Genomic DNA, 24,188 nt, shown 5'->3' with positions numbered 1-24,188 from the left:
ACGTTTAGAAAGCCAGTTCCCCGTTGCCGGTGGTCATCGACTCACGCAGACAGCGCCGCGCGAAGAGCAGGTCTTCCCAGGCCTTGGCCTTTTCCGGGAGATTGCGCAGCAGATAGGCCGGGTGGTAGGTGACGATCACCGGAATGCCCCGATACTCGAAACGCCTGCCGCGCAGCGCGGCAAGCGACTTGTCGTCGTGCAGCAGCGAATGCACCGCCGCCTTGCCCAGCAGGACGATCACCTTCGGCCTGAGCAAGGCGACCTGCCGTTCCAGCCATGGGCGGCACGCTGCCATCTCCGCCGCCTCGGGCGTGCGATTGCCGGGTGGCCGGCACTTGACGGCGTTGCCGATGTACACCTTGTTGCCACGAGCGATGCCGAGTGCCGCGAGCATGTTGTCGAGCAGTTTGCCGGCCTGGCCGACAAAGGGTTCGCCCTTGACGTCCTCCTCGGCCCCCGGACCCTCACCGATGAACAGCCAGTCCGGATCGCGATCGCCGACACCAAGCACTGCCTGCTTGCGCTGCCCATGTAGCGGACAGGCCTTGCAGTCGGCGACGGCGGCCGCCAGTTCCGACCAGTTCAGCGCATCGACCGCAACCGACTCCGTTACCAGGGCAGCCCTGTCAGCGGGTGCCGCGGTCGTGGCCGGCGCCGCGGCCAGCGGTTCCCCTGGCACGCCTGTGGGGGCCGCCAGGCGCGCGCGCCAGATGGGCGTAATTCCCATTTCGGCCAACATCTGTTCGCGGGTCAGGTTCATCGCAGTTCCATTTCAAACACCAGCGCATCCTCGCGCCCGGCGAGCGCCGGATAATAGCCCCGCCGCACACCGATCCGCGCAAAGCCGAAATCTTGATAGAAGGCGACCGCCTGAGTGTTCGCCGGCCGCACTTCCAGCAGCAATCGCGCCGCGCCGCCGGCGCGTGCGGTTTCGATAACCTGGCGCAGCAGGCGGGTGCCATGTCCGCACCGCTGATGGCGCCGGTCAACGCCGATGACCAGGAGATGCGCCTCGTCGAGGATGGACGCGACCACGGAAAAGCCGACGACATCGCCAAACAACCGGAGGACATGCATCTCGTGGCCGGACGCGAGCGAATCGGCAAAGTTGCCACGCGTCCACGGAAAATTCTGCAATGAAGCCTCGAGCGCCACCACGACATCGAGATCGTCGGCGGTCATGCGGAAAATTTCGGGCTGCCGGATCGGGGTCACGCCTTGCCTCCGCTGCCGAGGCGCTCATCGATCGTCCGGGCAACCTTGTCGCGGACGTAAAGCGGTGCTGCCAGCGCCGGATCGATGCCGCCGCCGCGCTGGAGGATGCGCGCGGCCAGGCGCGCAACCGCGTCAGCCTGCGGCAGAATCCCGGGCAACAGGCGAATGCCGGCATCGAGTAAGCGCCCGGCAAGAGCCGGATACGCCGCCGGCGCGTTACCGCAGGCGACCAACCCTTCTCCAGCCGGCAGTCCGAGCGCGCTGGGCAGCCCGACACGAATCTCCCCGAGCAGTTCGTGGGCGGCGGCGCGCAATTCGTAGGCCGCCACATAAACCTCGCCCATGCGCGCGTCGAGCAGGCTGACAACGCGGTCTTCGCCAACGGCCTCCGCCATCGCCTCGAGTCCGCAGACCGGCACCAGCGGCAGATCGGCGCCGACCGCCACCCCTTGGGCGACGGCGCAGGCGATGCGCAAGCCCGTAAACGCGCCCGGCCCGGCGCCAAAGGCAATCCCGTCGAGTTGATTGAAGCCGATTCCCGCATCGGCCATCAGCTTGCCTACCAGCGGCAGCAGGGTTTCCGAATGCGGGCGGCCGGACTGGCAGATCCGCTGCTCGACCACACCGTCCAACCACAATGCGCAGGTACCGAAATCCGTGGACGTCTCAATGGCCAGTATTTTCATTCGCGTATTTTACCGGAGCGGTGCCGTCGCCAGGCATTATGCAAATGGTATTTCGTCGTCGCTTCAGATCAGCGCCACCCGCCCCGCTGCCCGCGCCCGCCACCTCCACCGCCATACGTGGGCGGAGGAGCATAGCCGCGCATTTCATCGCGCATCCGCTTCCGGTCATCCTGCGGCATCGGCCGCCACTGCTCACGACGGTCCTCACGGAACCGCTGGCGGTCGTCCTGCGGCATCGGCCGCCACTGCTCACGCATTTCCTGACGCATCTGGCGGCGCTGATCGGGAGGCATCTGCGCGTGCACGGCTCCCGCCGCAGCCGAAAAGGCTGACAACACGAGCAGCAAATGCGCCATCCTTCTCCAAGCAAACATCCTCATGACCTTCCTCATTGAGCCAGTTCCATTCTGGCATTGCTTGGGCAAGGCAACGAGCAGCTTTGCTGGCCGCTTTGTAACAACTTGTTTCCCGCTTCACCGCTGAAAAAGCTTGTTACCATTGGCCGCATGCCAACCCTGACCGCCGGATTATCCTTCACTCCATGAACGACAGACAACAGCGCCTTCTCGTCGTCGACGACGACAGCCGTCTACGCGAACTTCTGGTCCGCTACCTCGGCGAACAGGGCCTCGAGGTCAAGGCCGTAAGCGATGCGCCGCAGATGGACAAACTGCGGACACGCGAGCATTTTGACCTGATCGTCCTCGACCTGATGCTACCCGGCGAGGATGGCCTGACAATCTGCCGGCGCCTGCGCGGCACCGGCGACACGACGCCGATCATCATGCTGACCGCCAAGGGTGAGGAGGTCGACCGCATCGTCGGTCTCGAAATGGGCGCCGACGACTACCTGCCCAAGCCATTCAATCCGCGCGAACTGCTGGCCCGCGTACATGCCGTGCTACGCCGCCAGTCATCGACACCGCCAGGCGCGCCGCAGGCGGACGAGCCGGCGGTCCGCTTCGGCACTATCGAGGTCGACTTCGCGGCACGCGCGCTCAAGCGCGGCGACGAACTGCTGCCACTGACGACCGGCGAATTCGCCGTGCTCCGGGTGCTACTGCAGCATCCGCGCCAGCCGCTCTCCCGTGACAAGCTGATGGCCCTCGCCCGCGGCCGCGAGCAAGGGCCATTCGACCGCGCCATCGACGTCCAGGTCTCGCGCCTGCGCAAGATGATCGAAAGCGACCCCACCCAGCCGCGCTATCTGCAGACGGTCTGGGGTTTCGGTTATGTCTTCGTGCCGGACGGCGCCGAGCGGCAATGATTCCGCGCACGCTGCTGGCGCGCACCTTCCTGTTGCTGGCAGCCCTCGTCATCCTGACGACCACCGCCTGGCTGAGCCTGTTCCGCTACATCGAAGCCGAGCCGCGCGCGCGGGAAACGGCCCAGCTTGCGGCTTCCGCGGTCAACCTGATCCGGGCCGCGCTTTTCGCCGCCGCCCCGGAAAATCGCCCGGCGCTGTTCAGCGATTTGTCCACGCGCGAAGGCATCCGCCTCCTGCCGGCCGAGGCCGACGACCGCATCGACGCGATGCCGGATTCCCGCTTTCACCGACTGATCGAACGCGAACTGTTGGCGCGCCTTGGACCGCACACCAGGATCGCCGCCGAGGTCGACGGCGTCTCCGGGTTTTGGGTAAGCTTTCGCCTCGACGAGCAGGACGAGGATGAATACTGGCTGATCCTGCCGCGCGAACGCGCGACGCGCACGGTCGCCGGTCACTGGCTGATCTGGGGTCTGCTGGCGCTGGCGCTGGCGCTGGCAGTCGCGTGGCTTATCGCGTCGCGCATCAGCCGCCCGCTCAAGGCCCTGGCCATCTCGGCCAGGGTTGTCGGGCACGGCCTGAATCCGACGCCGCTCCCGGAATCGGGCGCCGAGGAAATGCGCCTGCTGGCCGGCGCCTTCAATGCCATGGCCGCCGACCTGCTGCGGCACGAAAGGGATCGTTCGGAAGTCCTCGCTGGCATCTCGCATGACCTGCGCACCCCGCTCACCCGCCTGCGCCTGGAGGCCGAAATGAGCGTCGCCGACGAAACGGCGCGCCAGGGCATCGTCGACGACATCGAGCAGATGGAAGCTGTCATCTCGCAATTCATGGATTATGCCCGCGCCGAACTCGGTGAAACGCCGGTCGCCACCGACATCGCCGCCCTGCTCTCGGGCATGGTCGAGCGCCAGCGGCAGCGCGGACAGTCAATTCAGTTGACCGCCGACGATCTTCCCGAACTGTCGGTGCGCCCGCGCGCCCTGACCAGGGCGATCGGCAACCTGATCGACAACGCGGTGAAATACGGGGGCGGCAAGGTTTCGGTAAGCATGTCCAGGCAGGCGCGAGAAGTATGGATTGAAGTCGGCGACTGCGGCGCCGGTATTCCGGCAAGCGAAACCGAGCGCCTCAAGCGCCCCTTCACGCGGCTGGAAGTCGCCCGCAGCAACGCCACCGGCACTGGTCTTGGCCTCGCCATCGTCGACCGCATCGCCCGCCTGCATGACGGAAGGCTGGAACTGCTGCCCAATCCCGGCGGCGGACTGCTGGCGCGACTGGTGATCGCGCACGGAAGCGTTTGATCGCCTCAAATAGCGGCCAACCGGTGCCCGTCACGCGAGCGCGCTCGGAAGAACAAGTGGCAGCGAGGGCTTGTATCCCCGCTTCGCTGCCTCGAAACGGCGTGAAGCGAACCGTGATCCAGGAAAGCGTGGGGCGCCGCGTGCTATTCTTCGTCGTACTGCCGCGCCGTCGGGAAGGCGCCGGTCAACCTGTCAATATTCCTGAACATCTGCAATTGGAGGAGATTCAATGTCGATCGCCCGCATCGCAATAATCGTGTTCGGACTTGTCCATTGGAGCATGGTCCATGCGCAGCAGGGTGATGCGGCAAGCATTCGTGGTGCCGGGGCCACTTTTCCGGCGGCGATTTACGCAAGCTGGACCCAGAGCTTCACGAAGGAAAAATCGATTGCCGTAAGCTATCAGGCGGTGGGTTCCGGCGAAGGCGTCAAACGCATCATCGCCAGGGAGGTTGATTTCGGCGCCAGTGACGTCCCCGTTTCGCGCGAGGAAATCAAGCGCCACAACCTGTTTCAGTTTCCCACCGTCATCGGCGGGATCGTGCCGGTGGTCAGTTTCCGTCCCGGCAACTCGCGACAACTGCGGCTGACCGGCTCCGTTCTCGCCGACATCTTTGCCGGGCGGATTACCGAATGGAACGATGCACGTATCGCCGAACTGAATCCGGGAAGCGACCTGCCCAAGGTGGCCATCACCCGCATCGTGCGCGAAGACAGTTCGGGAAGCACCGAAGCCTTAACCGGCTACTTTTCCCTGGTCAGTGAAAACTGGTCGCGTTCGATTGGTAGCGGCAACACCGTTTCCTGGCCCGGCACGGTCACCAAGGCACGCGGCAGCGACGGCGTTATCGAAGCCATGAGGGGCGCGCGCGGGGCGATCACCTATGTTTCGCTGGACCGTGTGGCGCGCGACAAGCTCAACCCGGTTCTGCTGGAAAACCGTCAAGGCAAGTTCGTTGCGCCTTCGGAGGCCGGCCTCAAAGCCGCGGTCAAGGCCTCAACCATGAATCTGACGGCCGATGAATACGCATCGCTGCTCAACATGCCGGGCAGCGCCACCTGGCCGATCACCCACGCCACCTTCGTCCTCGTCGATCGGGCGCCAAAGACCGCCGCAAGCGTTTCGCAGACCCTCAGCTTCTTCTACTGGGCCTTCATGAAGGGTGACAACATCATCACCGGCACGGGATTCGCGCCCTTGCCGACCGCGATGCAGGCGCGCATCATGGGCCGCTTCAAGGAAGAAATCAAAGCGCAGGATGGCGGCCCCTTGCAGTTCATGAGATAGGAGACGGAAGAGGGGAAGCGGCCATGGCTCAACCGGCGCCGGCGGGCAGAGGGAATTCGGCAACAATCCGATAGGACGAACCTTGCGCCGACACGCTCGAGCGCGCCAGGACGAACTGCCGGTTGTTCCACGCAATCGCCTCGTAATCCGGCAACTCGGCATCGAGCGTGACCATCTTGTGCACCAGCGTGACATGCGGGGTAAAGCTTCGCCGGGTATCGGCCACGGAGAAGCCGGCCGCCTGCAATATGGTATTGAGCGATTCCCGTAGCTCCACCAGCGCCGGTGGCGAAACGCTGCAGCCAGCTTGGAAAATCCGGTTGTGCCGCCAGATGCCCAAGCGGTCGAGCGTCAAGGTGAAGGCTTCACCGCGCACTTCGCGCGTCGCACGCTCCAGATCCGGCAGACGCCCGACCGGCACATCACCGATGAAGGTCAGGGTCAGATGCATGGCTTCCTGGCGGGTCGGCCGCCCGCCGGCGCACTTGGCAAAGGAATCGGCGACTTCAGCTAGTTGTCGGGCGGATTCCGGCGAAGGCCACAGGGCGAAGAAGACGCGCGCCTGTTCGGTTCGCTCGCCAAGCCGCGTTCCGTCCTCAGAGCGCACGTTCGACGAGCACCACAGCCTGCGCCTCGATCGCTTCCTGACGCCCGAGATAGCCCAGCGTCTCGTTGGTCTTGCCCTTGATGTTGACCGAATCCGGCGAAATTCCGAGGTCGACCGCAACGTTCGCCACCATCACCGCCGCATGCGGGCCGAGCTTTGGCTGCTGGGCGATGATCGTCGCATCGACATTGACTGGCCGCCAGCCGTGCTCGGCGAGGAGCGCGACGGAGGCACGCAGCAGAACGCGGCTGTCGGCGCCCTGGTAGCGCGGGTCACTGTCGGGAAAATGGCGGCCGATGTCGCCCAGTGCGACAGCGCCGAGCAGCGCATCGATGATCGCATGGAGCAGCGCATCGGCGTCGGAATGGCCGAGCAGGCCCGTGGCATGGGGAATTTCGACACCACCGAGGATCAGCTTGCGACCGGCGACCAGTCGATGAACGTCGTAGCCCTGTCCGACCCGGAAATTCATTTGCGCCCCCTGAGTATCAGCGCCGCCAGGACAAGATCGGCCGGGTAAGTCACCTTGAGATTGATCGCGTCGGCGCGCACCAGTCGAGGCTGGAGGCCCAGCGCCTCAATCGCGCCGGATTCGTCGGTAACCACACCGCACTTCTCCAGAGCTTCCTTGAGAACTCCGTAACGGAACATCTGCGGCGTCTGCGCCTGCCAGAGGCCGTCGCGCGGCTCGGTGGCGACAACGCGCTGCTCGCAGTCGGCCCGCTTCAGGGTATCGGCGACCGGAACGGCGAGGATGCCGCCGACCGGATCGTCGGCCAGTTCGGCCAACAGCGTTGCGAGCATTTCCCGGCTCAGGCACGGGCGGGCAGCGTCGTGCACCAGGATCCAGTCATCGTCGGCTGCTACCATGGCCACCGCCCGCAGTCCGTTGCCAACGCTGTCGGCCCGCGTCACGCCGCCGCAACGCAGGGTTTCCAGCTTGGGACCAAGTTCGGACCAGTCGTAACGGTCCCATTCGCCATCTTCCGGCGACAGCACAACCCAGACCCGGTCGATTTCAGGACAGGCGACCAGCGCGGCCAGCGTATGATGGAGCATTGGGTGCCCGAGCAGGCCCAAGTACTGTTTCGGCTTCTCCGAACCGAAGCGCGATCCGCTGCCGGCAGCGGGAACGATTGCGAAATGGCGTGGCATGGACTAATTTTACCGAATAAGGCAAAGCATGAGGAAAACCATGAGCTTCGTCGATGCCGATCCGGCCGGGACCGTGAAGGCCTTCGCCACGGCACCGGCGATCGGGCTGCTGGTCGGCGTGGAGCGCGAATGCCGCCCGGATTCGACTGCCGGGCCGCGCACCTTTGCGCTGGTTTCCATGCCCGGCAGCCTGGGCCACGACCGTGGCCGTCTGGTACGCATGGCGGCGATCGTGATCCTGATCGTCCACCCGATGGTCATGATTCGTCCCGGCGACGTGTCGCCGAAGCTGGTCGCGCAGATTGCCGTCGTCTTCGCCTGCGGCGTGGTGCCCGCTCAGCGCGGCGGCATGCCCGTCGGATTATTGCTCGTTTGAGGAGTCGACCATGACCATGACCCGTCCTCCCGCAGTCGCCGGCGCTTTCTATCCCGGCAACCCGGCCACCCTGGCCGCCACCGTCGACCACCTGCTGGCCGAAACGCCGGTCACCGCCAGCGAACAACCGAAGGCGCTGATCGTCCCGCATGCCGGCTATATCTACTCCGGCTCGACCGCCGCCATGGCCTATGCCACGCTCGCGCCATGGCGGTCGACCATTCGCCGGGTCATCCTGCTCGGCCCGACCCATCGCGTTGCGGTCGACGGCATTGCGCTGCCGAAGACCACGGCCTTTGCGACGCCACTCGGCAATATTCCGCTCGACGCGGCAGCCATTGCGCAACTCGGCGAACTGCCACAAGTCGTCGTCAGCGACCGCGTGCACGCCGAGGAACATTCGCTGGAAGTGCACCTCCCCTTCCTGCAGCGCGCGCTTGACGATTTCACCCTCGTTCCGCTGGCTGTCGGCCACGCCACGCCGCAGGCCGTCGCCGAAGTCCTCGACCTGCTGTGGGGCGGCCCGGAAACACTGATCGTCATCAGTTCCGACCTGTCGCATTTCCTGCCTTACGGTGCCGCCAACCAGGTCGACCGCGACACCTGTGAGCACATCCTGCAACTCGACGCCCACATCCGCCCCGAACAGGCCTGCGGCGCCTACCCGATCAACGGCCTGCTGCTCGCCGCCCAACGGCGCGGCCTGGTCCCGCAACTGATCCACCGCTGCAATTCCGGCGATACGGCCGGCGACCGGCAGCGCGTCGTCGGCTATGCCGCGTTCGCCTTTACGGAAGCGAAAAATGCCTGACCTCGGCACCACGCTGCTGACCCTGGCCCGCAACGCGATCGTCACCCAATTCGGCCAGCCCGGCGCGCCTGTTGCGGTCGACCGGCCGGAACTGCACGAAAACGGCGCCACTTTCGTCACGCTGACCCAGCGCGGCCAGTTGCGCGGCTGCATCGGCAGCCTCGAAGCCTGGCGCCCGCTGCTTGCTGACGTCCAGGAAAATGCCCGCAACGCGGCTTTCCGCGATCCGCGCTTTGAGCCGCTGCGCGCCGCGGAACTGCCCGTGACCCGCGTCGAAGTATCACTACTGACGCTACCCGAGCCGCTGAGCTTCGCCGACGAAACCAACGCCCTCGCCCAGTTGCGTCCGGAAATAGATGGTGTCATCTTCAGTGCCGGCCGCCACCGCTCGACCTTTCTGCCGCAGGTCTGGGAACAGTTGCCTGAACCGACCGAGTTCCTCGCTCGTCTAAAGCAGAAGGCCGGTCTGTCAGCGAACTACTGGGGTCCCGATGTCCGGCTCGAACGCTACACCGTCAAGAAATGGAAGGAGCCCGCCCCATGAACGCCACGGAAACCCTGCATCCCGGCCGCTGGTGGCATGCCCTACCCGACGGCCGCATCCAGTGCGACCTCTGCCCGCGCGACTGCCAGTTGCACGAAGGCCAGCGCGGCGCCTGCTTCGTGCGCCAGATGGTCAATGGCGCCATGCAGCTGACAACCTACGGCCGCTCGTCTGGCTTCTGCATCGACCCCATCGAGAAAAAGCCGCTCAACCATTTCTACCCCGGCAGCAGCATCCTGTCGTTCGGCACGGCGGGCTGCAACCTTGCCTGCAAGTTCTGCCAGAACTGGGATATTTCCAAATCTAAGGACATGGACCGCCTGATGGATGCCGCCAGCCCGCAGATGATCGCGGCGGCGGCCAGGCGTTACGGCGCCGACGCGGTCGCCTACACCTACAACGACCCGGTGATCTTCGCCGAATATGCCATCGACACCGCGCTCGCCTGCCGCGAGCAGGGCATCCGCAACGTCGCCGTCACCGCCGGCTACATCCACCCTGAACCGGCAAAGGAATTCTTCGCCGTCATGGATGCCGCCAATGTCGACCTCAAGGCCTTCACCGACAGCTTCTATCACAAGCTGTGCGTCGGCCACCTGCAGCCGGTGCTCGACATCCTCGCCTACATCCACCACGAGACCGACTGCTGGCTGGAAATCACCACGCTGCTGATTCCCGGCAGCAACGACAGCCCGCAGGAAATCAACGAACTTGCCACTTGGGTCGCGCGCGAACTCGGCCCCGACGTGCCCCTGCACTTCTCCGCCTTTCACCCGGACTGGAAGATGGGCGACATCCCGCCGACCCCGCCGGCGACGCTGACCCAGGCCCGGCGCATCGCGCTCGACGCCGGCCTGCACTACGTCTTCACCGGCAACGTCCATGACAGCGAGGGCGGCACTACTTTCTGCCCGAGCTGCCACGCCGCGCTGATCGTCCGCGACTGGTACGACATCCGCCGCTACGACCTGACCCCGGATGGCCACTGCCCACACTGCGCGACCGCCATCGCCGGCCGCTTCGGCCCGATGCTTGGGCGCAACGGCCAGGCCTTCGGGCCGCAACGGATTCCGGTTCATCTGGGTACGTAATGCGTGGATCGGGATTTCAGCCTTATTTGGGCGTCGACCGCAACAGGCTGGCGTTTGCACCAGTTGAGTAATGGACACTGGTCGACCTGGGCCAACGGCAATTGACGGATGACATTTTATTTTGAAGGTGAAGACGCCATCCTGATCGATTATCAGGATTATCACTGAGAGATAGCGATGAGCAGAATGTGCAGCCCCACCCGGGCGAAGCACTCCGGGAATGGATACTTGAAAGCATGACGGTGACCACGGCCGCCGCGCAACTCGGTATTTCACGCGTAACGCTATCGAAAATCCTCAACGGCAAAGCCGGCATCACCGCCGACATGGCCCTGAGCCTTGCCGCCTGGCTAAGCACCAACCCAGAGATCTGGCTGGAAATGTAAACCGCTCACGGCCTTTGGCTGGCCGAGCAAAAGCCCTTGCCGGATGTTCTCCCCTTGCGGCTCGCCGCATAGATTTTTTGGCCTTTTTTTGACGTCGACCGCAACAGCGCAAGAAAATGAAAGCGACCATCGAAATCGGCGCGCGTAACAGCATCTACGATGCGGCGATGGCCGACATCGCGTCAGGCGGCAACGAGGATTTTCATCTCGGCTTCGAGTCCACTCGTCAACTCTTCGCCGAAATCACGCCAGCCTGCCTCGATCTGCTGGACCAATCCTCTTGACTTAGCGTTTATCATCTAGTTTGATTAACTTCGCCATCATGCCGCGCCAGGATATGATATATCCTGTAACCAATTGATATAAATAGATTTTATATGGCGGTCTAAATATGCCAATATCGTTTCTCAGCTGACGGACTACATTCATGGTGCTGATTTCCTTGGCGCCGCCCGACGTGACCCCCGGTTTTCACCCAAAACCGTGTGTTGCCCTCCACAAATCTGATCGCATTCCTGCTTACCGGTATTCGCGGCGCAGTTCAGGCTGAGTTCGATTCCTTCTTTGCCCTGCTTGCCGGAAGAACCCGTCTGTGTCGGGTGATCACGGCCAGTGCCTTCTCGAAGGCGCGTCGCCATCTACTCGTCAATCCCTTCGATCTGCTCAATGTGGAACTGTTGCGTCTGGTCGATGAGGTCATTCCTCAGCAGCCCGACGAGCAAGGCTTGCGGGTCTTGGCGGCAGATGCATCGAAGGTTCGCCTGACCTTGCTTGACCCAGAAGGGCGACGCCATATTCGGGAGGCGGTGATCTTCGGTTTGTTTCGACCAGGGATCGCATTGTTCGACTCGCTGATTTTGCACAGTTCGCTGATCGGCGAACGTCAGATGTTGTTTGAGCGGCTTGACCGGCTCGGCGCCCAGGACATGTTAGTGCTTGATCGGGGATATCCGGGGGCCTGGCTGGTCGCTGCACTGCGGCATCGGGGACGCCCGAGTTCCGCAGTTATCCATCAAAAGCTGCCTCTTTTGACCCCGTCAGGCTAATGGAATCAATGGCTTGCAAGTGGGGGTTTTGAAACAGACGCTGTTGTTCGCTATTCGTTAATTGACATGATTTAATCCTGGCGTATGGTGCTGGCATGTATGTTAAAGTTACTCGCTCCGGCCCCCGTCGCTACGTGCAGCTTGTCGAGTCCTATCGGGACGCAGAAGGCAAGGTTAAGCAGCGCACCATCGCGACCCTTGGCAGACTTGACCAGATGGACGGATCGCTTGATTCGGTCATCGGCGGATTGATGAAAGTCACCGGCCGTGAAGCGCCAGCCCCGACTGCACCGCCCACGGTTACGTTTGAATCAACGCGCGCCTTGGGGGATCTCTGGGCCGTGCAAGAACTCTGGAACACCCTGGGCTTCTCTGAATTGGCTCGCACATTCGGAAAGACCCGGCATCAGATTGATGTCGAAGCACTGATTCGGATCATGGTTTTTAATCGACTCTGTGATCCTGAATCAAAGTTGGGCGCCCTGCGCTGGTTGCAGACCGTTGCCTTCCCTGGTTTGAATCCCGCCACGGTGACGCACGATCATTTATTGCGCGCCATGGATGCCTTGATGGATCATCAGGCTGAGGTTGATGCCGTGGTAGCCAAGCTGCTGCGCCCCTTGATTGACCAGGAACTGTCGGTTGTCTTCTACGACATGACCACGATTCGAGCTGACGGGCAGTCTGATCAAGCCGGTGATATTCGCCAATTCGGGATGGCCAAGGAAGGGCCAATTGCCCGCCAAGTCATGCTGGGCGTTGTACAAACCGGCGACGGTCTGCCGATCTATCACGAAGTATTTGTCGGCAATACGGCGGAATCGCCGACCTTGTTGCCCACGCTGAAGACGGTGCTGGAACGCTTTCCCTCGATTCGCCGCGTGGTGCTGGTGGCGGATCGGGGTTTGCTCTCGCTGGACAACCTCGACGCCTTGTCTGAAATTCGTCTGGACAGGGGTGAGCCGCTGGAATTCGTGCTGGCCGTACCGGGTCGGCGCTACAGCGAATTCACTGAGCTGCTGCAACCCCTCCACGACACGCATTGCGTCGCGGCCACGGCGGAAACCGTTGGCGAATTGCCTTGGCGGAATCTGCGCCTGGTCGTTGCGCACAATCCCCATGTGGCCAGCGAAGCTCAGGCATCGCGCCGCGAGAAGATCAAGGCGCTGGAGGAACAAGCAGCCGCGTGGGTCGGCAAGCTGGATGCCCAGGACGCCGGTGTGAAAGCCCGCGGCAAGAAGCTCTCGGACAGTGGCGCCAAGGCGCGGCTTTATCATGCGGTCAAGGATGCGCATCTGGCACATATCTTCCGGGTCGATCTCAAGAACGAGCTGTTTGCTTACGAGATCAAGCAGGATGCGCTCGATCTGGCTGAGCTGATGGATGGCAAGTTGCTGATAGTGACCAATACGCCTGATTTATCACCGAAAAACGTGGTCGACCGCTACAAGTCGCTGGCGGATATTGAGCGCGGCTTTCGGGTGTTGAAATCCGAGATTGAAATTGGCCCGGTGTTTCATCGCTTACCTGAGCGCATCAAGGCAGGTCGGGATCATCCAGAGCCTGATCGTTACCTGTCGGCTGCATCAGATCGACCCCTACGATTATCTCGTCGATGTCCTGCAGCGCGTCGCCGAGCACCCCGCCGACCGCGTCCATGAACTCACGCCACGGGTCTGGAAAGAACTGTTCGCTCAGAACCCGCTGCGCTCGCCTTTGTACGCGTTGCCGAAGTAGGGGCGCTCGACGCCGCGTAGTTGCCGGTTACCCTTCAACGGGGTTTTCCCCGTTGAGTTGGATACGCTGATGCTGAATACGCCGCAGACTATCGAGTGCTCTCTCGGGTGAAAGTGCGTTTTTTGCTGCCTTCAACTTGAATCGCATGATGCGATAAAGAATCAGCGCCATGAAGCAAATGCTGGCGTGCGCCTTGCGCCGAACTCCGTCCAGCAGAACAGCCAGGAGCGGCGCCCCATGGGAATCACCCGCAGGGCGCGTTCGAGGTGATTGGTGTCGATCGGCACGTCCGGGTCGGCGAGGAAGACCTCCAGTCCCCATCGTCGATCGCGCGCGTAGGCCAGCGCCCTGGTCAGCGGATTGCGCGGTAACAGCCCCTGCGCCGCGAAGCGTTCGCCAACCCAGGCGAAGAAACGCTCGACGATCGGTTTGGCATGCTCCAGACGATAGTCGCGCTTCCTTGCACCGGTGAGCTTTTGCTCGCGGATGCGCTCTTCGACCTGATACAGGTCCCCAATGAGCGCGAGTGCCTGCGCTGCCGCTTCTGGTTCCGCGTCTTGCGCGTCAAAGAACTTACGACGCGTGTGCGCCCAGCATTGGGCGTGCGTGATCCCGATCTGCGCCGCGTAATGACTGTAGGCCTGATAGCCGTCCGACAACAGCACCGCGCCTTCGGCGGCGGTCAGTCCGAGGGCCGCCTCGACGTGCTTGAACTCGCGACTGGCGAAGAAGGGGAAACAGATTTCGTCGCCTTCGCCATACACCGGCCAGAAGTACGCCGCTTTCAGCTTGCCGGGTGCGCCCTGTCCGGCCTTGATCGGCGTCCGTCCATCGCCTTGACGCGCGAGCTGCGGATCGAGGCAAACTGCGCCTCGTAGATCGGTTCGAGCAGAGTGATGCCCTGTTGCCCGATCTGCGTCAGCCACGGCCGGCTGACGGTGATTCCCGCATCGGCCAGGCGTTGATGCTGGCGATACAGTGGCAGGTGGTAGGCAAATTTGTCAATCAGCAGTCCGGCGACGAAGCTGACGTCGGCCCGGCTGCCCTCAATGACACCGGCCGGCGCGTTGGCGCAGACCAGTGTCTGGTTACTCTTGAGCTTGATTACCGGCCGGCGATACTTGATCACCACGTAGCTACCCGGCCGTTGCGCCAGGCGATAGCTGTCCTTGTGGCTGATGACCTCGTAGTCCTCGGGAGAGAGGCCTTCGACTTCCGGCGCGGTGAGCTCGACGACTTCGACTGGGACGCGGTTCTCGTCGAAGAAGGGCACGCTTTCGTCACTGGGACGCTTGCTGGTCGGCTGACGGGTATGCGCGGCGACGGGGCGACCTGGTGACTCAGAACCTGGTGGGGGCGTCGGGAACTCGCCGAGACTCAGTTGGCCGCTCGGCGTGACGTCGATGCGTCGTTCGCTTTTCTGGCCGAAGATCTGGCGCTTGAACCAGTCGATTTGTTGCTTCAGTGCGGTGATTTCAGCAGACAGCGTCTGGCACAGATCCAGCACCTCTTGCGGGCACAATGCCGCGGCTTGTTCGAGGTTGTAAACCGTCTGGTAACGTGCTGAATCCATGCGTGTATTTTAACACAAGCCGCTGTTTTGAAGCGTTTTTATGGGCGCTCCAGAGGCGTGATAACGCTTCTTCCGGCGTCCCGGCTCGATCCCTTCGAGGAGCAGTTTCAGACCGGTCCAGTCGATTTCGCACGTGCGCACTTTATCCCAGTTGGCGACGAAACGGCCTTCTTCGAGACGCTTGGCCCACAGGCAGAAGCCGCTGCGATCCCAGTAGAGCACCTTCACCTGAGTGCCACGGCGATTGAAGAAGACGAAGAGCTGGCCGCTCAGCGGGTCCTGACCGAGGACATGACGGGTGATCGCGTACAGACCGTCGAAGGATTTGCGCAGGTCGACCGGCTGGCCATAGACTTGGACGCGGATTTGGCCTTCAGGGAAAAACATCAGCGGCGCTCCAGCTGCAGGATCAGGCCGCCGCCGAGGTCGAGGGTGAGGTGGAAACGAGCGGGCGTCGCCGTGGTTGTGCTCAGAGGGCCGACGTCGACGAAGGTGGCCGGCTGGCCGCTGGCCTTGTCCTGACTGTCGAGGGCGATGCCCAGACGTGTGCGCCAGCGATGGAAGCTGGTATCGCTGATCCCTTCGCGTTTGCAGAAGGTCGCAACGTTCAAACCGCTGCCCGGAAATCGCGACAGCAACGCCTCCCATTCGCTCGCGCTACGCCGCACCCGCGACCCTTCCCCTGCCTTGGCCATCCTGGCCTCCTCCGCGTTTCGTGATTCGAGGAGGACATTGTCGACAGCACGATCGGCGCTGGAAAGAACGCCGCAGAGTTACCGGTTACGTTGAAGGTATCTCAACGATTACCGACGAACAAGCAAAGGTCTTTCAGGCACTCGGCGTTAAAAAACCAGCAGCCTCACAACAATTATCGCTTTTGTAGTAGAGCGCTTTTGAACCGCCTCCAAACAAATCAATGGCTTATCAAATTAACTGCGGAACTCGGGGGACGATACTGCGATTGAACGCTTGGTGCATGTCACCAAGATGCGCTGGCGCATCGAGCGCGACTACCGGGAATTGAAACAGGAGTTCGGCCTGGGTCACTATGGAGGGCGAACCTGGCACGGGCGGCGTGATTACTGCCGAAACCGGATGTGGTTTTTGGCCTTATTTTGGCGTTGACCGCGACAGGGCAAGAAATCGGAAGTGATCATCGAAATGGGCACCTTGCCAGTTTATACAACATTTTATATCGTCGAAAATTCCCAAGCCCAAACCCGTCGAGTTCCGAGGCAGCTCCTTGAATGACCTTCGCACCCTTCCGCTGGCGGCCAAGCGCGAAGCCGGCTACCTGCTTGACTAAATCCAAAACGGTCAGGATGCGGACGAAGGAGCCAGGCCGAAGCCGCCGGGTTATTCGGCGCAACCCAACCGTGCGTTTCAGAACTCATGCGCTGAAAAATCAACTTCTTCGGTCTCGACGCAATGGTCAACATGGCAACAGCGGCCGGGCTTCATATCGAAATGCGGGTACTTGAAGCCATTCCATTACACACAAATTATTCAAAATTACACTTTGAAGTTGAACTCGCGTCATAACGCATGAGCCTCTCTCGCGAATCTGATCCCGGCGGCGAAATCGACGACGCGTTGAAGGCCAAGCCAAAGGGTCTTCACCCCTGGCTCGCCATCGCCCTTGCGGGCCAGAAATCCGCCAAGCATCGCCACCAAGCGCACCACTTCATTGAGCCTGGGCGGCGTCTTGGGCACCTTCTTCCGATTCAGGATGTAAGCCGCTTGCCATTCGTCCTGCTCGAACAGCAAGGCCGCATCCAGGTCTGGGCAGGTACGGCCCAGGCGCATGAGTCGGGCAATCCGCCAAGCCACCACCATGAACAGCGCCAGCGCCCGTTCCAGCCGCGCCACGGTGCTCAACTGCAACGCCTCTACGCGGCAGCCGTTCTTGAGGACATGGAAGAACAGTTCGATCTCCCAGCGCGCCCGGTACCAGTCGATCAGTTCGGTCGCCGCTTCGAAAGAGTTAATCGGCCGATTGGTCAGCAGCCGCCATTCCACCGGCTTCACGCCCTCGGGGGCACTTTCTTCTCGCGCCACCAGACAACTCACCTCGATCCGGCTCCCCTTGCCGTCGGAGACCGTCACCCGCTTTGCCCAGACTCGTTGCCGAACGTCCCGCGCCTTCTGTCCTTGCCGCGAAGGCATCGTGAAGCGGATGCCGCCGAGCGCTTCGCTGGCCAGGACCTCAGTCCACAGCTTGCCGCCCTCGGGAAGCGCCCGATTGTGCTGGGAACGAATCAGCCAGTCGGCGGGATGCCCCAGCTCGCGGGCTTGCACCATCAGGGCCACGATGTCCGCCTCCCGATCCGCCACATACACCAGCCGGGTGTCCGGCATGCTGCTCGCCAACTCCGCGATGCGGGTGTAGCCCTCCGTCCAGCGGGTGCTTTCCAGCAGGCCACCTCGTTGGCCGCTCGCGTCCTTGGGTTCGCGTGCCCACATCCAGGCGTCCAGAACACCCAAGGGTTCACGCTGCGGACTGACCGCGTAGGTGGGATGCACGTACATCCCGCGTTGGGCTTCATACGAGAGCGGCCCCAGACCGGCAATGCGCTGACCATTGAAGTCGAGTTCCGTGGTGTCTTGGATGCACAGCACCACCGGATGCACCCGCATGCGCGTTTCGGCGCTTCCCCAGTGCGAGGCCAGGATGGCTTCCCATTCGATGTCGTCCTGCGCAAAAAACGATACGCCGCCTGGGTTTCCGCCCAGCCGCCGCAGGCTTGCGGGATACTGGCCATCGGATTGGCTGCCATGCGCTCCGCCAGCAGCACCGTGCGCTTGTCCAGACGCCGGTCGCCCAGGTCGATCGCCTTGAATTCTTCCGCTGCCCAACCCATCACATCCACCCAGCATTTCTTGTAAAGTCAGCATGTTACGCAGAGGTGTTGAAGTTGTGTGTAATGGGATGACTTGAAGCGGCTTGAGCCTGCCAGGTATTTTCTGCGTATTCCGACGAATCTGGACAGCGACAGGGCAATCGCATTTACTCTTAAGGAGAGAGGCCGAGCAATGAGGCCCGATATTTTGGGAGTCGATCTGCGGTTTTTTCGGCGGGAGCGCAAACTGCGCTTGGGGTACTGAGTATCTTGGCGTAGCAACGCAAGGGCGAACTTGCGCAGGGCGGTGAAGTTATGTCCAGGCCGAAGAGGTCCTGGACCCAGTTGAAGAGCGAGGTCTCGATAGCCTCCCGATGCCTCATCAGCACATCGGCGGCGCGGTACAGGCGCATGATCGACAGGTCCGAAAGCGAGAGGTCCCGGAGTTCGTCCAAGGCGCTGGTCTCGTTCAGCCAGCCCCAGGTGGTCAGCTCCGAAGCGGGCGCGGCCATGCGCGCCACCACCTGCGCCAGGATCATGGCGCGGGTCACGGCGTTGATCCCCAGCGAAGCCAGCAGGGGCTCGAACTCCAGCTGCGCCAGAGCGGCGAGTCCTACATGCTCGACGCCCACCGAACGCGGCTGGGTGAGTCCGAGGGAGTGCACATCGACCTCGACGAATGCCGGGCTCTCGGCGGGAGCCGGGGCGCGGACCAGATGTTGCGCAAACAGGGCCTGGGCAATCGTCTCGACCTCCTCGAGCCGGTCCACGCTGAGGAGCGACTCCTGCTGGCCGAGCAGTTGGCTCAGGCGGGCGCAGAGGCTGGGCCAGAGGTCCTCGGCGAGGTCGAAGTGGGAACCAAGGTTGAGGAGGGTGACCTGGCGGACGCGTCCGCCCTCGCGGCGGCTCTCGACCAGGCGGTAGGTGTGGTAAACCTCGCCGGAGGCGGAACGACGGGTGGCGGTGCGGCGGATGAACATGCGCCAAGGATAGCGCGAGTCAAGGGGTTTGGATCGGCTACTTACAAATCTTATGGCACTACAAAATGATTCCCAGCCCCACCCCACGTAACCATGCGGGTTTGCGGGGCGTCATGGGGCGAAATCAGGGCAAAATCGGGGGAGGTTGTTAAACATGGGCTAGGGGATATGGATAGGCTGGAGGTCCTGACTCCTCCTTCATTTGTACTCCCATGACTGCTAAAAGACTTTTTCAGTATAGATGCACTTTTTTTGAAAAGCCACCTTCCTAGCTGTTCGTCAAATTGTTGATAATCGCTACGTTAGATACAGTTTTGTGAAATTTTAATTAACAAAAAAATGGATCCATTCGGGCAAAAATTGCGTGTTTATGAGGTTTCTTCAGATACATATTTCTGAAACTAGGCGGCTTCAATATCAGTTCAGATCCTCTTCCCTGAATCTGGGCAGTTTGACTACGGATATTCCCTCGTCTGTGAGCGAGGTCAAATCATCCTGAGTTGCGGTGCCGTGGATCGACCTGTCGGGTGCTTCGTCGTAGTGAATCTTCCGCGCTTCCTCGGCGAACCGGTCGCCAACATCGTCGGAGTTGGCGATCAGCGTTCTGACCATCTGGCGGTAGGCGGCGATTACTTGTGTTCCTGCTGCCGCCGTTGTGGCCATCTCCCTTGAACCGCCCGCTTCGACGGGTGCGGGCCCGCCAATTGCAAAGGCCGATGGCACTCGCCGAATATCCTGACTGTCGCACTGTGGACAACTGACAAGATGGCGACTCATCTGCGCTTCAAAGTCGGTGGCGCATTGAAACCAGCCTTCAAAGCGGTGTTCATTCGCGCAGCGAAGATCGTAGATAATCATTTCACCAGTTCCTTGCCCGCTTTCGCCTCAGAGCTTGCGATTTATTAGCCCGCGCAGCCGGATAGGCACGCAAGCTCTGATGGCGCCGTGTAATTTGGCGCAATATGCTGTGCGCATCGACTACTCCGCTATCGACCGTTCATTGGACGAATTTCCGCTCATTTTCACGCTCAAGCCAGTCATCCGGGAACGGCGGACGTGCCTGTCCCTATCCCGAGCAACTCTGGCGCCAGTGCCGCCATGCGCATCAGATTGTGCGCCAGGGCGAAGATCAGCATCACGCACTTGACCTTCGGTAGCCCTCGCACGCGAAACTGCTGCAAACCCCGGTTGCGGCTCTGGGCATTGACGCATTCGGCCGTCGCCGCCCGTGTCTTGTAGATGTCCTTTGCTTCATCCGTGTCCATCCGCTCCCGCCACGCCGCCACCGCCTGGCTGTCGCTCGCCTTGGCCTGATGCGGATCGACCGTCTTGTCCCTGGGTTCGGGCACCGGCCCATAAACCACGGTCGTTTCACTGACCCGCTCGATCTGGTCGTGGCCGACGTAGCCTCCGTCAACCAGCCAGGACGCCGGCGTCCGGCCACAACGTTCAGTGACCTGCTCGACCATCGGCGCCATCTGTCCTTGGTCGCTGCCGAGGGTGGCGACATCGACACCAACGATCACCAGGCTGTCGACATCCGACGCCAGTTGCGGGTTGTATGCCGGACCAAAACCCCCATCACCCATCTTCATCACCGTGGCCTCGGCGTCGGTCATCGACGCCCGCGCTTGGTCCGGCTTCTTCCCTTGTCGCTTCTTGATCTCTTCGAGTTCGGGGAGCCGCTCCAGCGCCTTGGCCAGGCGCGCTTCCCGCTCCCGCGCCGCCCGCCGTCGGGCCGCTTCCCGCGCCCGTTCGGCCTGTGCCGGGTCAGCTTCCAGTTCCATCTTCAGCCGCGCCACTTCCGCGCGCGCCGCGTCCAGGTAGCCTTCCAGTTTCTCTTTCTGGCGGAACGAGCCCGCCCCGGCGCTGGCGCGTACGCGCATGCCGTCTTGGGCCACCGCTTTAAGCTTAACCACGCCCGCCGCCATCAGGCTGGCGATGCTCACGCTCAGCAGTTCGTCCAGCGCCTCACCATGATCCTTGCGAAAGTCGGACAGGGTGTGGTGATTGACTTGTAGGCCACCACACAGCCAGCGGTAGGCGTCGTGCGCTTGGGTCAGCCGAGACGCTTCCCGGCCACTGCCCACCCCATCAAGCGTGGCGTACAGCCAGAGCGACAGCAGGATCTCCGGTGCGATCGCCGCCCGCCCGACGCCGCCCTCCACCGCCCTTATATCGGCGTAGAACCGCTTCAGATCTTGCCGCTCGACATAGGCCCACACCAGTCGCGCCCGATGGCCTTCCGCCAGCAGTGACTCAAGATCGCTGGCACGGAATTCCATCTGCCCCCGGTTCGGCAACAGCACCCGCGCTCGTGTCTTCGTCATTATCCCGGCCCCCCCTTATCGTCAGAGTGCATTATGTGATACGCATCAATTGGGTGGGGATTTTTTACAACCTCTCAGCGCGTTCATTATCCGAACCTAGTCGAACAGCCCGTGGCCAAAGTTTTGTTCAAGGAGCTTTGCCTGGGCGGCGGCAAGCCGGGCGATGGGCACTCGTGGCGCGGAGCATGAGACGTAATCGAGTCCGACGTAATGACAAAAACGGATCGATTCCGGCTGTCCACCGTGCTCCCCACAGATTCCGACCTTGAGATTCGGGCGTGTTTCACGACCCCATTTGACGGCCATCTCCATCAGACGGCCGACGCCCTTGACGTCGAGGACCTCGAACGGATTGTCCTTGAGGATTCCCTTTTCGATGTAGGCCGGCAGGAACTTGTTCTCGGCGTCTTCGCGACTGAAGGAGAAGGTCGCCTGGGTCAAGTCATTGGTTCCGAACGAGAAAAACTCGGCGACGCGCGCAATTTCAGCAGCGCGCAGGCAGCCGCGGACAACCTCCATCATGCTGCCGAACTTGAATGCCACCTTGACGCCAAATGCCGCTTCGACGCCCGGCAGTATTGTCCCGATCAGTGAACGAACCCGTTCCAGTTCGATCAATTCGGCAACCTGCGGCACCATGATCTCGGGGCTGACGGCAACGCCCTCCTTCTGGCACTCGGCCGCCGCTTCGAGAATTGCCCGGATCTGCATGGCGTAGATCTCGGGATGCGTGATGCCCAGGCGCACGCCACGATGACCGAGCATCGGATTTACCTCGACCAGTTGGCGAACCTTGCGCAGCATCGCCTCCTTGCGCGCCAGCAAGGCGTTGTCGCGCCCGGCTTCGTGAAACTCGCGCAGCGAGAGCGCCAGTTTTTCCAGTTCGTGCAGGTACGATTTATGCAGCTCGGGATCGAGCATCTTCAGCGTGTCCGGAAGCTCATCCATGCTGCTGACCGCACGTGCGAGGTGATGTAGATGCGTGATCTCGAATTCAAGTTGCGTGGCGGTTGGCAGGAATTCGTGGATGGGTGGATCGAGCAGGCGAATCGTCACCGGCAGACCGGCCATGGCCCGGAAAATCCCCTTGAAATCTTCGCGCTGAATGGGCAGCAAGCGGTCCAACGCGGCTTCGCGCTCCTTGGTGGTCGCGGCAAGAATCATGTCCTGGACGATCGGCAGGCGCCTTGGATCGTTGAACATGCGCTCGGTGCGACACAAACCAATACCGCGTGCCCCATAGCCACGCGCCCTCGCCGCGTCGCCCGGCGTATCGGCGTTGGCGAAAACCATAAGCCGGGCGACCTCGTCTGCCCAGCCGAGCAGTGTTTCCAGATCCTGGGAGAACTCCGGCTCGACGGTAGCAATCTCGCCGGCGAAAACACGGCCTGTGGTGCCGTCGACCGTGATCGTGTCGCCCTCGTGCAAGAGAACCCCACCAACGCGCGCGACACGCTCATGGACGTCGATGGCGATCGCCTCGCAACCCGAAACGCAGGGCTTGCCCATGCCGCGCGCGACGACGGCGGCGTGCGACGTCTTGCCGCCACGACTCGTGAGAATGCCGGCCGCCGCGAAAAACCCGTGAATGTCTTCCGGCTTGGTTTCCTCGCGCACCAGAATGACGTGTTCGCCCTGCCGCCCGCGCAGTTCCGCGGTATCGGCATCGAAGACGACGCGGCCCGAAGCAGCGCCTGGCGATGCCGGCAAACCCTGCGCCAGCGCTGTTGCACTGTGGCCAGGCGCCAGCATCGGCACCAGCAACTGTTCGAGCATGGCCGGCTGGATGCGGGTCAGCGCCCTCTCCTTGTCGATCAGACCAGCGCGCACCATTTCCACCGAGGTGCGCACCATGGCTTGCGCGTTCATCTTGCCGTTGCGCGTCTGGAGACAATAGAGGCGTCCGCGCTCGATGGTGAATTCGAAATCCTGCACCTCGAGGAAATGCGCTTCCAGCTTGTCGCGCAATTCGACCAGTTGCGGGTAGAGTGCCGGCATGTCGCTGGCCATTTCGGCGATCGGCCGCGGTGTGCGGATTCCGGCGACCACATCCTCGCCCTGCGCATTGAGCAGATATTCGCCGTAGATCACGTTTTCGCCAGTGGCCGGATTACGGGTGAACCCGACACCGGTCGCGCTGTCGTCACCCATGTTGCCGAAAACCATTGCCACCACATTCACCGCGGTGCCATTGGCCATCTGCGGCGTGATGCGGAACTGACGCCGGTAATCGACTGCGCGCTTGCCCATCCACGAGCGAAACACGGCGCCGATCGCAATCTCGAGTTGTTCGTGGGGATCAGCGGGAAATGGTATGCCGGTCTCCGCCTCGATGATCGCCAGATAGTCATTCGCCAAAGCCTTCAGGTCATCGGCGGAAAGATCCACATCCTGCGCAACCCCGACGCGCTGCTTGAGCCGGACCATCGCCGCGTCGAACGGCTCATCGGGCACCCCCAGCGCAACCTTGCCGAACAACTGGACAAAGCGCCGCCAGGCATCATGGGCGAAGCGTAGGTTGTGCGTTGCCTCGATCAACCCGACCAGCGTCGCTTCGTTCAGGCCAAGGTTGAGGATGGTGTCCATCATCCCCGGCATCGACATCGCCGAGCCGGAGCGCACCGACACCAGCAAGGGATCGACCGCGCTGCCGAAGCGCCGCCCGGTCTTCTGCTCGATTTCAGCCAGTTGCAGGCGCACCTGGGTCATCAGGCCGTCGGGCAGTTGCTTCTGTGTCTGATAGGCCAGGCAGGCTTCGGTGGTGATGACGAAACCCGGAGGAACGTTAAGGCCGATCTGCGTCATTTCGCACAGGTTGGCGCCCTTGCCCCCAAGGAGCATCTTGTTCCGTCCGTCGCCTTTCTCGAAGGCGAATACGAAATCCGCTGCGTTCATCTTTGCCTCTCCGTCGTCATTGTTCCATGTGGCGGATTGCTACGCACCGGCTTGCAA

Annotated in this window: 25 protein-coding genes and 2 pseudogenes; 11 read left to right on the top strand and 16 right to left on the bottom strand. The window is 62.2% G+C overall.

Going from position 1 to position 24,188, the window contains the following annotated elements; all coding sequences use genetic code 11:
* Positions 1-4: 4 nt before the first annotated feature.
* The 4 genes from IPP03_00950 to IPP03_00935 form a co-directional block, all read right to left on the bottom strand.
* The gene (locus tag IPP03_00950) at positions 5-760 is read right to left on the bottom strand and encodes a uracil-DNA glycosylase (protein MBL0351333.1); all 756 of its coding nucleotides are present in this window, start codon (positions 758-760) and stop codon (positions 5-7) included.
* Complete coding sequence (gene rimI / locus IPP03_00945; protein MBL0351332.1) at positions 757-1,182, bottom strand: ribosomal protein S18-alanine N-acetyltransferase; 426 nt, start codon at positions 1,180-1,182, stop codon at positions 757-759. The genes IPP03_00950 and rimI overlap by 4 nt, the downstream gene beginning before the upstream one ends.
* A gap of 29 nt (positions 1,183-1,211) precedes the next feature.
* Positions 1,212-1,901: a tRNA (adenosine(37)-N6)-threonylcarbamoyltransferase complex dimerization subunit type 1 TsaB gene (tsaB, locus tag IPP03_00940; protein MBL0351331.1), complete on the bottom strand. Its 690-nt coding sequence runs from the start codon at positions 1,899-1,901 to the stop codon at positions 1,212-1,214.
* Positions 1,902-1,969: 68 nt separating this feature from the next.
* Positions 1,970-2,257 (bottom strand): DUF3106 domain-containing protein, encoded by a 288-nt coding sequence (locus tag IPP03_00935; protein ID MBL0351330.1) that lies wholly within the window; start codon positions 2,255-2,257, stop codon positions 1,970-1,972.
* A 185-nt stretch (positions 2,258-2,442) separates the two neighbouring features.
* Here IPP03_00935 and ompR point away from each other — a divergent pair, with 185 nt between their 5' ends.
* The 3 genes from ompR (at position 2,443) to pstS (ending at position 5,760) form a co-directional block, all read left to right on the top strand.
* Complete coding sequence (ompR, locus tag IPP03_00930; protein ID MBL0351329.1) at positions 2,443-3,168, top strand: two-component system response regulator OmpR; 726 nt, start codon at positions 2,443-2,445, stop codon at positions 3,166-3,168.
* Positions 3,168-4,472, top strand: a complete 1,305-nt coding sequence (locus IPP03_00925; protein MBL0351328.1) for a HAMP domain-containing protein — start codon at positions 3,168-3,170, stop codon at positions 4,470-4,472. The genes ompR and IPP03_00925 overlap by 1 nt, the downstream gene beginning before the upstream one ends.
* Positions 4,473-4,701: 229 nt before the next feature.
* Complete coding sequence (pstS, locus tag IPP03_00920) at positions 4,702-5,760, top strand: phosphate ABC transporter substrate-binding protein PstS (protein ID MBL0351327.1); 1,059 nt, start codon at positions 4,702-4,704, stop codon at positions 5,758-5,760.
* A 28-nt stretch (positions 5,761-5,788) separates the two neighbouring features.
* Here the strand turns inward: pstS and thpR are convergent, their stop codons facing one another.
* The 3 genes from thpR to IPP03_00905 are packed head-to-tail and all read right to left on the bottom strand — an operon-like array spanning position 5,789 to position 7,522.
* Positions 5,789-6,367, bottom strand: coding sequence for an RNA 2',3'-cyclic phosphodiesterase (thpR, locus tag IPP03_00915; GenBank protein ID MBL0351326.1), 579 nt, complete (start codon positions 6,365-6,367; stop codon positions 5,789-5,791).
* The gene (locus IPP03_00910) at positions 6,357-6,839 is read right to left on the bottom strand and encodes a 2-C-methyl-D-erythritol 2,4-cyclodiphosphate synthase (GenBank protein MBL0351325.1); all 483 of its coding nucleotides are present in this window, start codon (positions 6,837-6,839) and stop codon (positions 6,357-6,359) included. Before IPP03_00910 ends, thpR begins: the two co-directional genes overlap by 11 nt.
* On the bottom strand, positions 6,836-7,522 hold the full coding sequence (locus IPP03_00905; GenBank protein ID MBL0351324.1) for a 2-C-methyl-D-erythritol 4-phosphate cytidylyltransferase: 687 nt from the start codon (positions 7,520-7,522) through the stop codon (positions 6,836-6,838). Before IPP03_00905 ends, IPP03_00910 begins: the two co-directional genes overlap by 4 nt.
* A 40-nt stretch (positions 7,523-7,562) precedes the next feature.
* Here IPP03_00905 and IPP03_00900 point away from each other — a divergent pair, with 40 nt between their 5' ends.
* The 8 genes and pseudogenes from IPP03_00900 (at position 7,563) to IPP03_00865 (ending at position 13,513) form a co-directional block, all read left to right on the top strand.
* Entirely contained in the window at positions 7,563-7,898 is a 336-nt protein-coding gene (locus tag IPP03_00900; GenBank protein ID MBL0351323.1) for a hypothetical protein, read from the top strand.
* A 10-nt stretch (positions 7,899-7,908) separates the two neighbouring features.
* On the top strand, positions 7,909-8,709 hold the full coding sequence (amrB, locus tag IPP03_00895; protein ID MBL0351322.1) for an AmmeMemoRadiSam system protein B: 801 nt from the start codon (positions 7,909-7,911) through the stop codon (positions 8,707-8,709).
* The gene (gene amrA, locus IPP03_00890) at positions 8,702-9,253 is read left to right on the top strand and encodes an AmmeMemoRadiSam system protein A (GenBank protein MBL0351321.1); all 552 of its coding nucleotides are present in this window, start codon (positions 8,702-8,704) and stop codon (positions 9,251-9,253) included. Before amrB ends, amrA begins: the two co-directional genes overlap by 8 nt.
* Complete coding sequence (gene amrS / locus IPP03_00885; GenBank protein ID MBL0351320.1) at positions 9,250-10,344, top strand: AmmeMemoRadiSam system radical SAM enzyme; 1,095 nt, start codon at positions 9,250-9,252, stop codon at positions 10,342-10,344. Before amrA ends, amrS begins: the two co-directional genes overlap by 4 nt.
* A gap of 236 nt (positions 10,345-10,580) precedes the next feature.
* Positions 10,581-10,730, top strand: a complete 150-nt coding sequence (locus IPP03_00880; protein MBL0351319.1) for a HigA family addiction module antidote protein — start codon at positions 10,581-10,583, stop codon at positions 10,728-10,730.
* Between the two features lie 116 nt (positions 10,731-10,846).
* Positions 10,847-11,014 (top strand): hypothetical protein, encoded by a 168-nt coding sequence (locus IPP03_00875; GenBank protein ID MBL0351318.1) that lies wholly within the window; start codon positions 10,847-10,849, stop codon positions 11,012-11,014.
* 204 nt (positions 11,015-11,218) lie between these two features.
* A complete protein-coding gene (locus IPP03_00870) occupies positions 11,219-11,776 on the top strand; it encodes a hypothetical protein (GenBank protein ID MBL0351317.1) in 558 nt (185 codons plus the stop codon).
* A 1,545-nt stretch (positions 11,777-13,321) separates the two neighbouring features.
* Positions 13,322-13,513 (top strand): annotated as a pseudogene (locus tag IPP03_00865) (transposase domain-containing protein).
* A 161-nt stretch (positions 13,514-13,674) separates the two neighbouring features.
* On the opposite strand, the gene IPP03_00860 reads toward IPP03_00865, so the two are convergent.
* The 9 genes and pseudogenes from IPP03_00860 to IPP03_00820 form a co-directional block, all read right to left on the bottom strand.
* On the bottom strand, positions 13,675-14,277 hold the full coding sequence (locus IPP03_00860; protein MBL0351316.1) for an IS66 family transposase: 603 nt from the start codon (positions 14,275-14,277) through the stop codon (positions 13,675-13,677).
* A gap of 20 nt (positions 14,278-14,297) precedes the next feature.
* Positions 14,298-15,086: a transposase gene (locus tag IPP03_00855; GenBank protein ID MBL0351315.1), complete on the bottom strand. Its 789-nt coding sequence runs from the start codon at positions 15,084-15,086 to the stop codon at positions 14,298-14,300.
* Positions 15,087-15,095: 9 nt separating this feature from the next.
* A complete protein-coding gene (tnpB, locus tag IPP03_00850) occupies positions 15,096-15,473 on the bottom strand; it encodes an IS66 family insertion sequence element accessory protein TnpB (protein MBL0351314.1) in 378 nt (125 codons plus the stop codon).
* Entirely contained in the window at positions 15,473-15,781 is a 309-nt protein-coding gene (locus tag IPP03_00845; GenBank protein MBL0351313.1) for an IS66 family insertion sequence element accessory protein TnpB, read from the bottom strand. Before IPP03_00845 ends, tnpB begins: the two co-directional genes overlap by 1 nt.
* Positions 15,782-16,622: 841 nt before the next feature.
* A pseudogene (locus IPP03_00840) lies at positions 16,623-17,917 on the bottom strand (IS4 family transposase).
* A 182-nt stretch (positions 17,918-18,099) separates the two neighbouring features.
* Positions 18,100-18,906 (bottom strand): hypothetical protein, encoded by an 807-nt coding sequence (locus IPP03_00835; GenBank protein ID MBL0351312.1) that lies wholly within the window; start codon positions 18,904-18,906, stop codon positions 18,100-18,102.
* A 417-nt stretch (positions 18,907-19,323) separates the two neighbouring features.
* Positions 19,324-19,764 (bottom strand): DUF1178 family protein, encoded by a 441-nt coding sequence (locus tag IPP03_00830; GenBank protein MBL0351311.1) that lies wholly within the window; start codon positions 19,762-19,764, stop codon positions 19,324-19,326.
* Between the two features lie 179 nt (positions 19,765-19,943).
* Complete coding sequence (locus IPP03_00825; GenBank protein MBL0351310.1) at positions 19,944-21,236, bottom strand: IS1182 family transposase; 1,293 nt, start codon at positions 21,234-21,236, stop codon at positions 19,944-19,946.
* Between the two features lie 96 nt (positions 21,237-21,332).
* Positions 21,333-24,131, bottom strand: a complete 2,799-nt coding sequence (locus IPP03_00820; GenBank protein MBL0351309.1) for a pyruvate, phosphate dikinase — start codon at positions 24,129-24,131, stop codon at positions 21,333-21,335.
* Between the last annotated feature and the right edge of the window lie 57 nt (positions 24,132-24,188).

The sequence above is a fragment of the Candidatus Dechloromonas phosphoritropha genome (assembly GCA_016722705.1).
GTDB lineage: Bacteria > Pseudomonadota > Gammaproteobacteria > Burkholderiales > Rhodocyclaceae > Azonexus > Azonexus phosphoritrophus.
Note: the sequence above shows the minus strand (reverse complement) of the source record. Positions and strands in the feature narration are given on the sequence as shown.

Excerpts from the sequence above, each read along its gene's own strand:
- rimI (MBL0351332.1), bottom strand. The coding sequence starts at position 1,182 with ATGACCGCCGACGATCTCGATGTCGTGGTGGCGCTCGAGGCTTCATTG.
- IPP03_00910 (MBL0351325.1), bottom strand. The coding sequence starts at position 6,839 with ATGAATTTCCGGGTCGGACAGGGCTACGACGTTCATCGACTGGTCGCC.
- IPP03_00905 (MBL0351324.1), bottom strand. The coding sequence starts at position 7,522 with ATGCCACGCCATTTCGCAATCGTTCCCGCTGCCGGCAGCGGATCGCGC.
- IPP03_00855 (MBL0351315.1), bottom strand. The coding sequence starts at position 15,086 with ATGGATTCAGCACGTTACCAGACGGTTTACAACCTCGAACAAGCCGCG.
- IPP03_00880 (MBL0351319.1), top strand. The coding sequence starts at position 10,581 with ATGACGGTGACCACGGCCGCCGCGCAACTCGGTATTTCACGCGTAACG.
- amrB (MBL0351322.1), top strand. The coding sequence starts at position 7,909 with ATGACCATGACCCGTCCTCCCGCAGTCGCCGGCGCTTTCTATCCCGGC.
- IPP03_00875 (MBL0351318.1), top strand. The coding sequence starts at position 10,847 with ATGAAAGCGACCATCGAAATCGGCGCGCGTAACAGCATCTACGATGCG.
- IPP03_00835 (MBL0351312.1), bottom strand. The coding sequence starts at position 18,906 with ATGTTCATCCGCCGCACCGCCACCCGTCGTTCCGCCTCCGGCGAGGTT.
- pstS (MBL0351327.1), top strand. The coding sequence starts at position 4,702 with ATGTCGATCGCCCGCATCGCAATAATCGTGTTCGGACTTGTCCATTGG.
- IPP03_00950 (MBL0351333.1), bottom strand. The coding sequence starts at position 760 with ATGAACCTGACCCGCGAACAGATGTTGGCCGAAATGGGAATTACGCCC.
- IPP03_00935 (MBL0351330.1), bottom strand. The coding sequence starts at position 2,257 with ATGGCGCATTTGCTGCTCGTGTTGTCAGCCTTTTCGGCTGCGGCGGGA.
- tsaB (MBL0351331.1), bottom strand. The coding sequence starts at position 1,901 with ATGAAAATACTGGCCATTGAGACGTCCACGGATTTCGGTACCTGCGCA.
- ompR (MBL0351329.1), top strand. The coding sequence starts at position 2,443 with ATGAACGACAGACAACAGCGCCTTCTCGTCGTCGACGACGACAGCCGT.
- tnpB (MBL0351314.1), bottom strand. The coding sequence starts at position 15,473 with ATGTTTTTCCCTGAAGGCCAAATCCGCGTCCAAGTCTATGGCCAGCCG.
- IPP03_00900 (MBL0351323.1), top strand. The coding sequence starts at position 7,563 with ATGAGCTTCGTCGATGCCGATCCGGCCGGGACCGTGAAGGCCTTCGCC.
- IPP03_00825 (MBL0351310.1), bottom strand. The coding sequence starts at position 21,236 with ATGACGAAGACACGAGCGCGGGTGCTGTTGCCGAACCGGGGGCAGATG.
- amrA (MBL0351321.1), top strand. The coding sequence starts at position 8,702 with ATGCCTGACCTCGGCACCACGCTGCTGACCCTGGCCCGCAACGCGATC.
- IPP03_00845 (MBL0351313.1), bottom strand. The coding sequence starts at position 15,781 with ATGGCCAAGGCAGGGGAAGGGTCGCGGGTGCGGCGTAGCGCGAGCGAA.
- amrS (MBL0351320.1), top strand. The coding sequence starts at position 9,250 with ATGAACGCCACGGAAACCCTGCATCCCGGCCGCTGGTGGCATGCCCTA.
- IPP03_00820 (MBL0351309.1), bottom strand. The coding sequence starts at position 24,131 with ATGAACGCAGCGGATTTCGTATTCGCCTTCGAGAAAGGCGACGGACGG.
- IPP03_00830 (MBL0351311.1), bottom strand. The coding sequence starts at position 19,764 with ATGATTATCTACGATCTTCGCTGCGCGAATGAACACCGCTTTGAAGGC.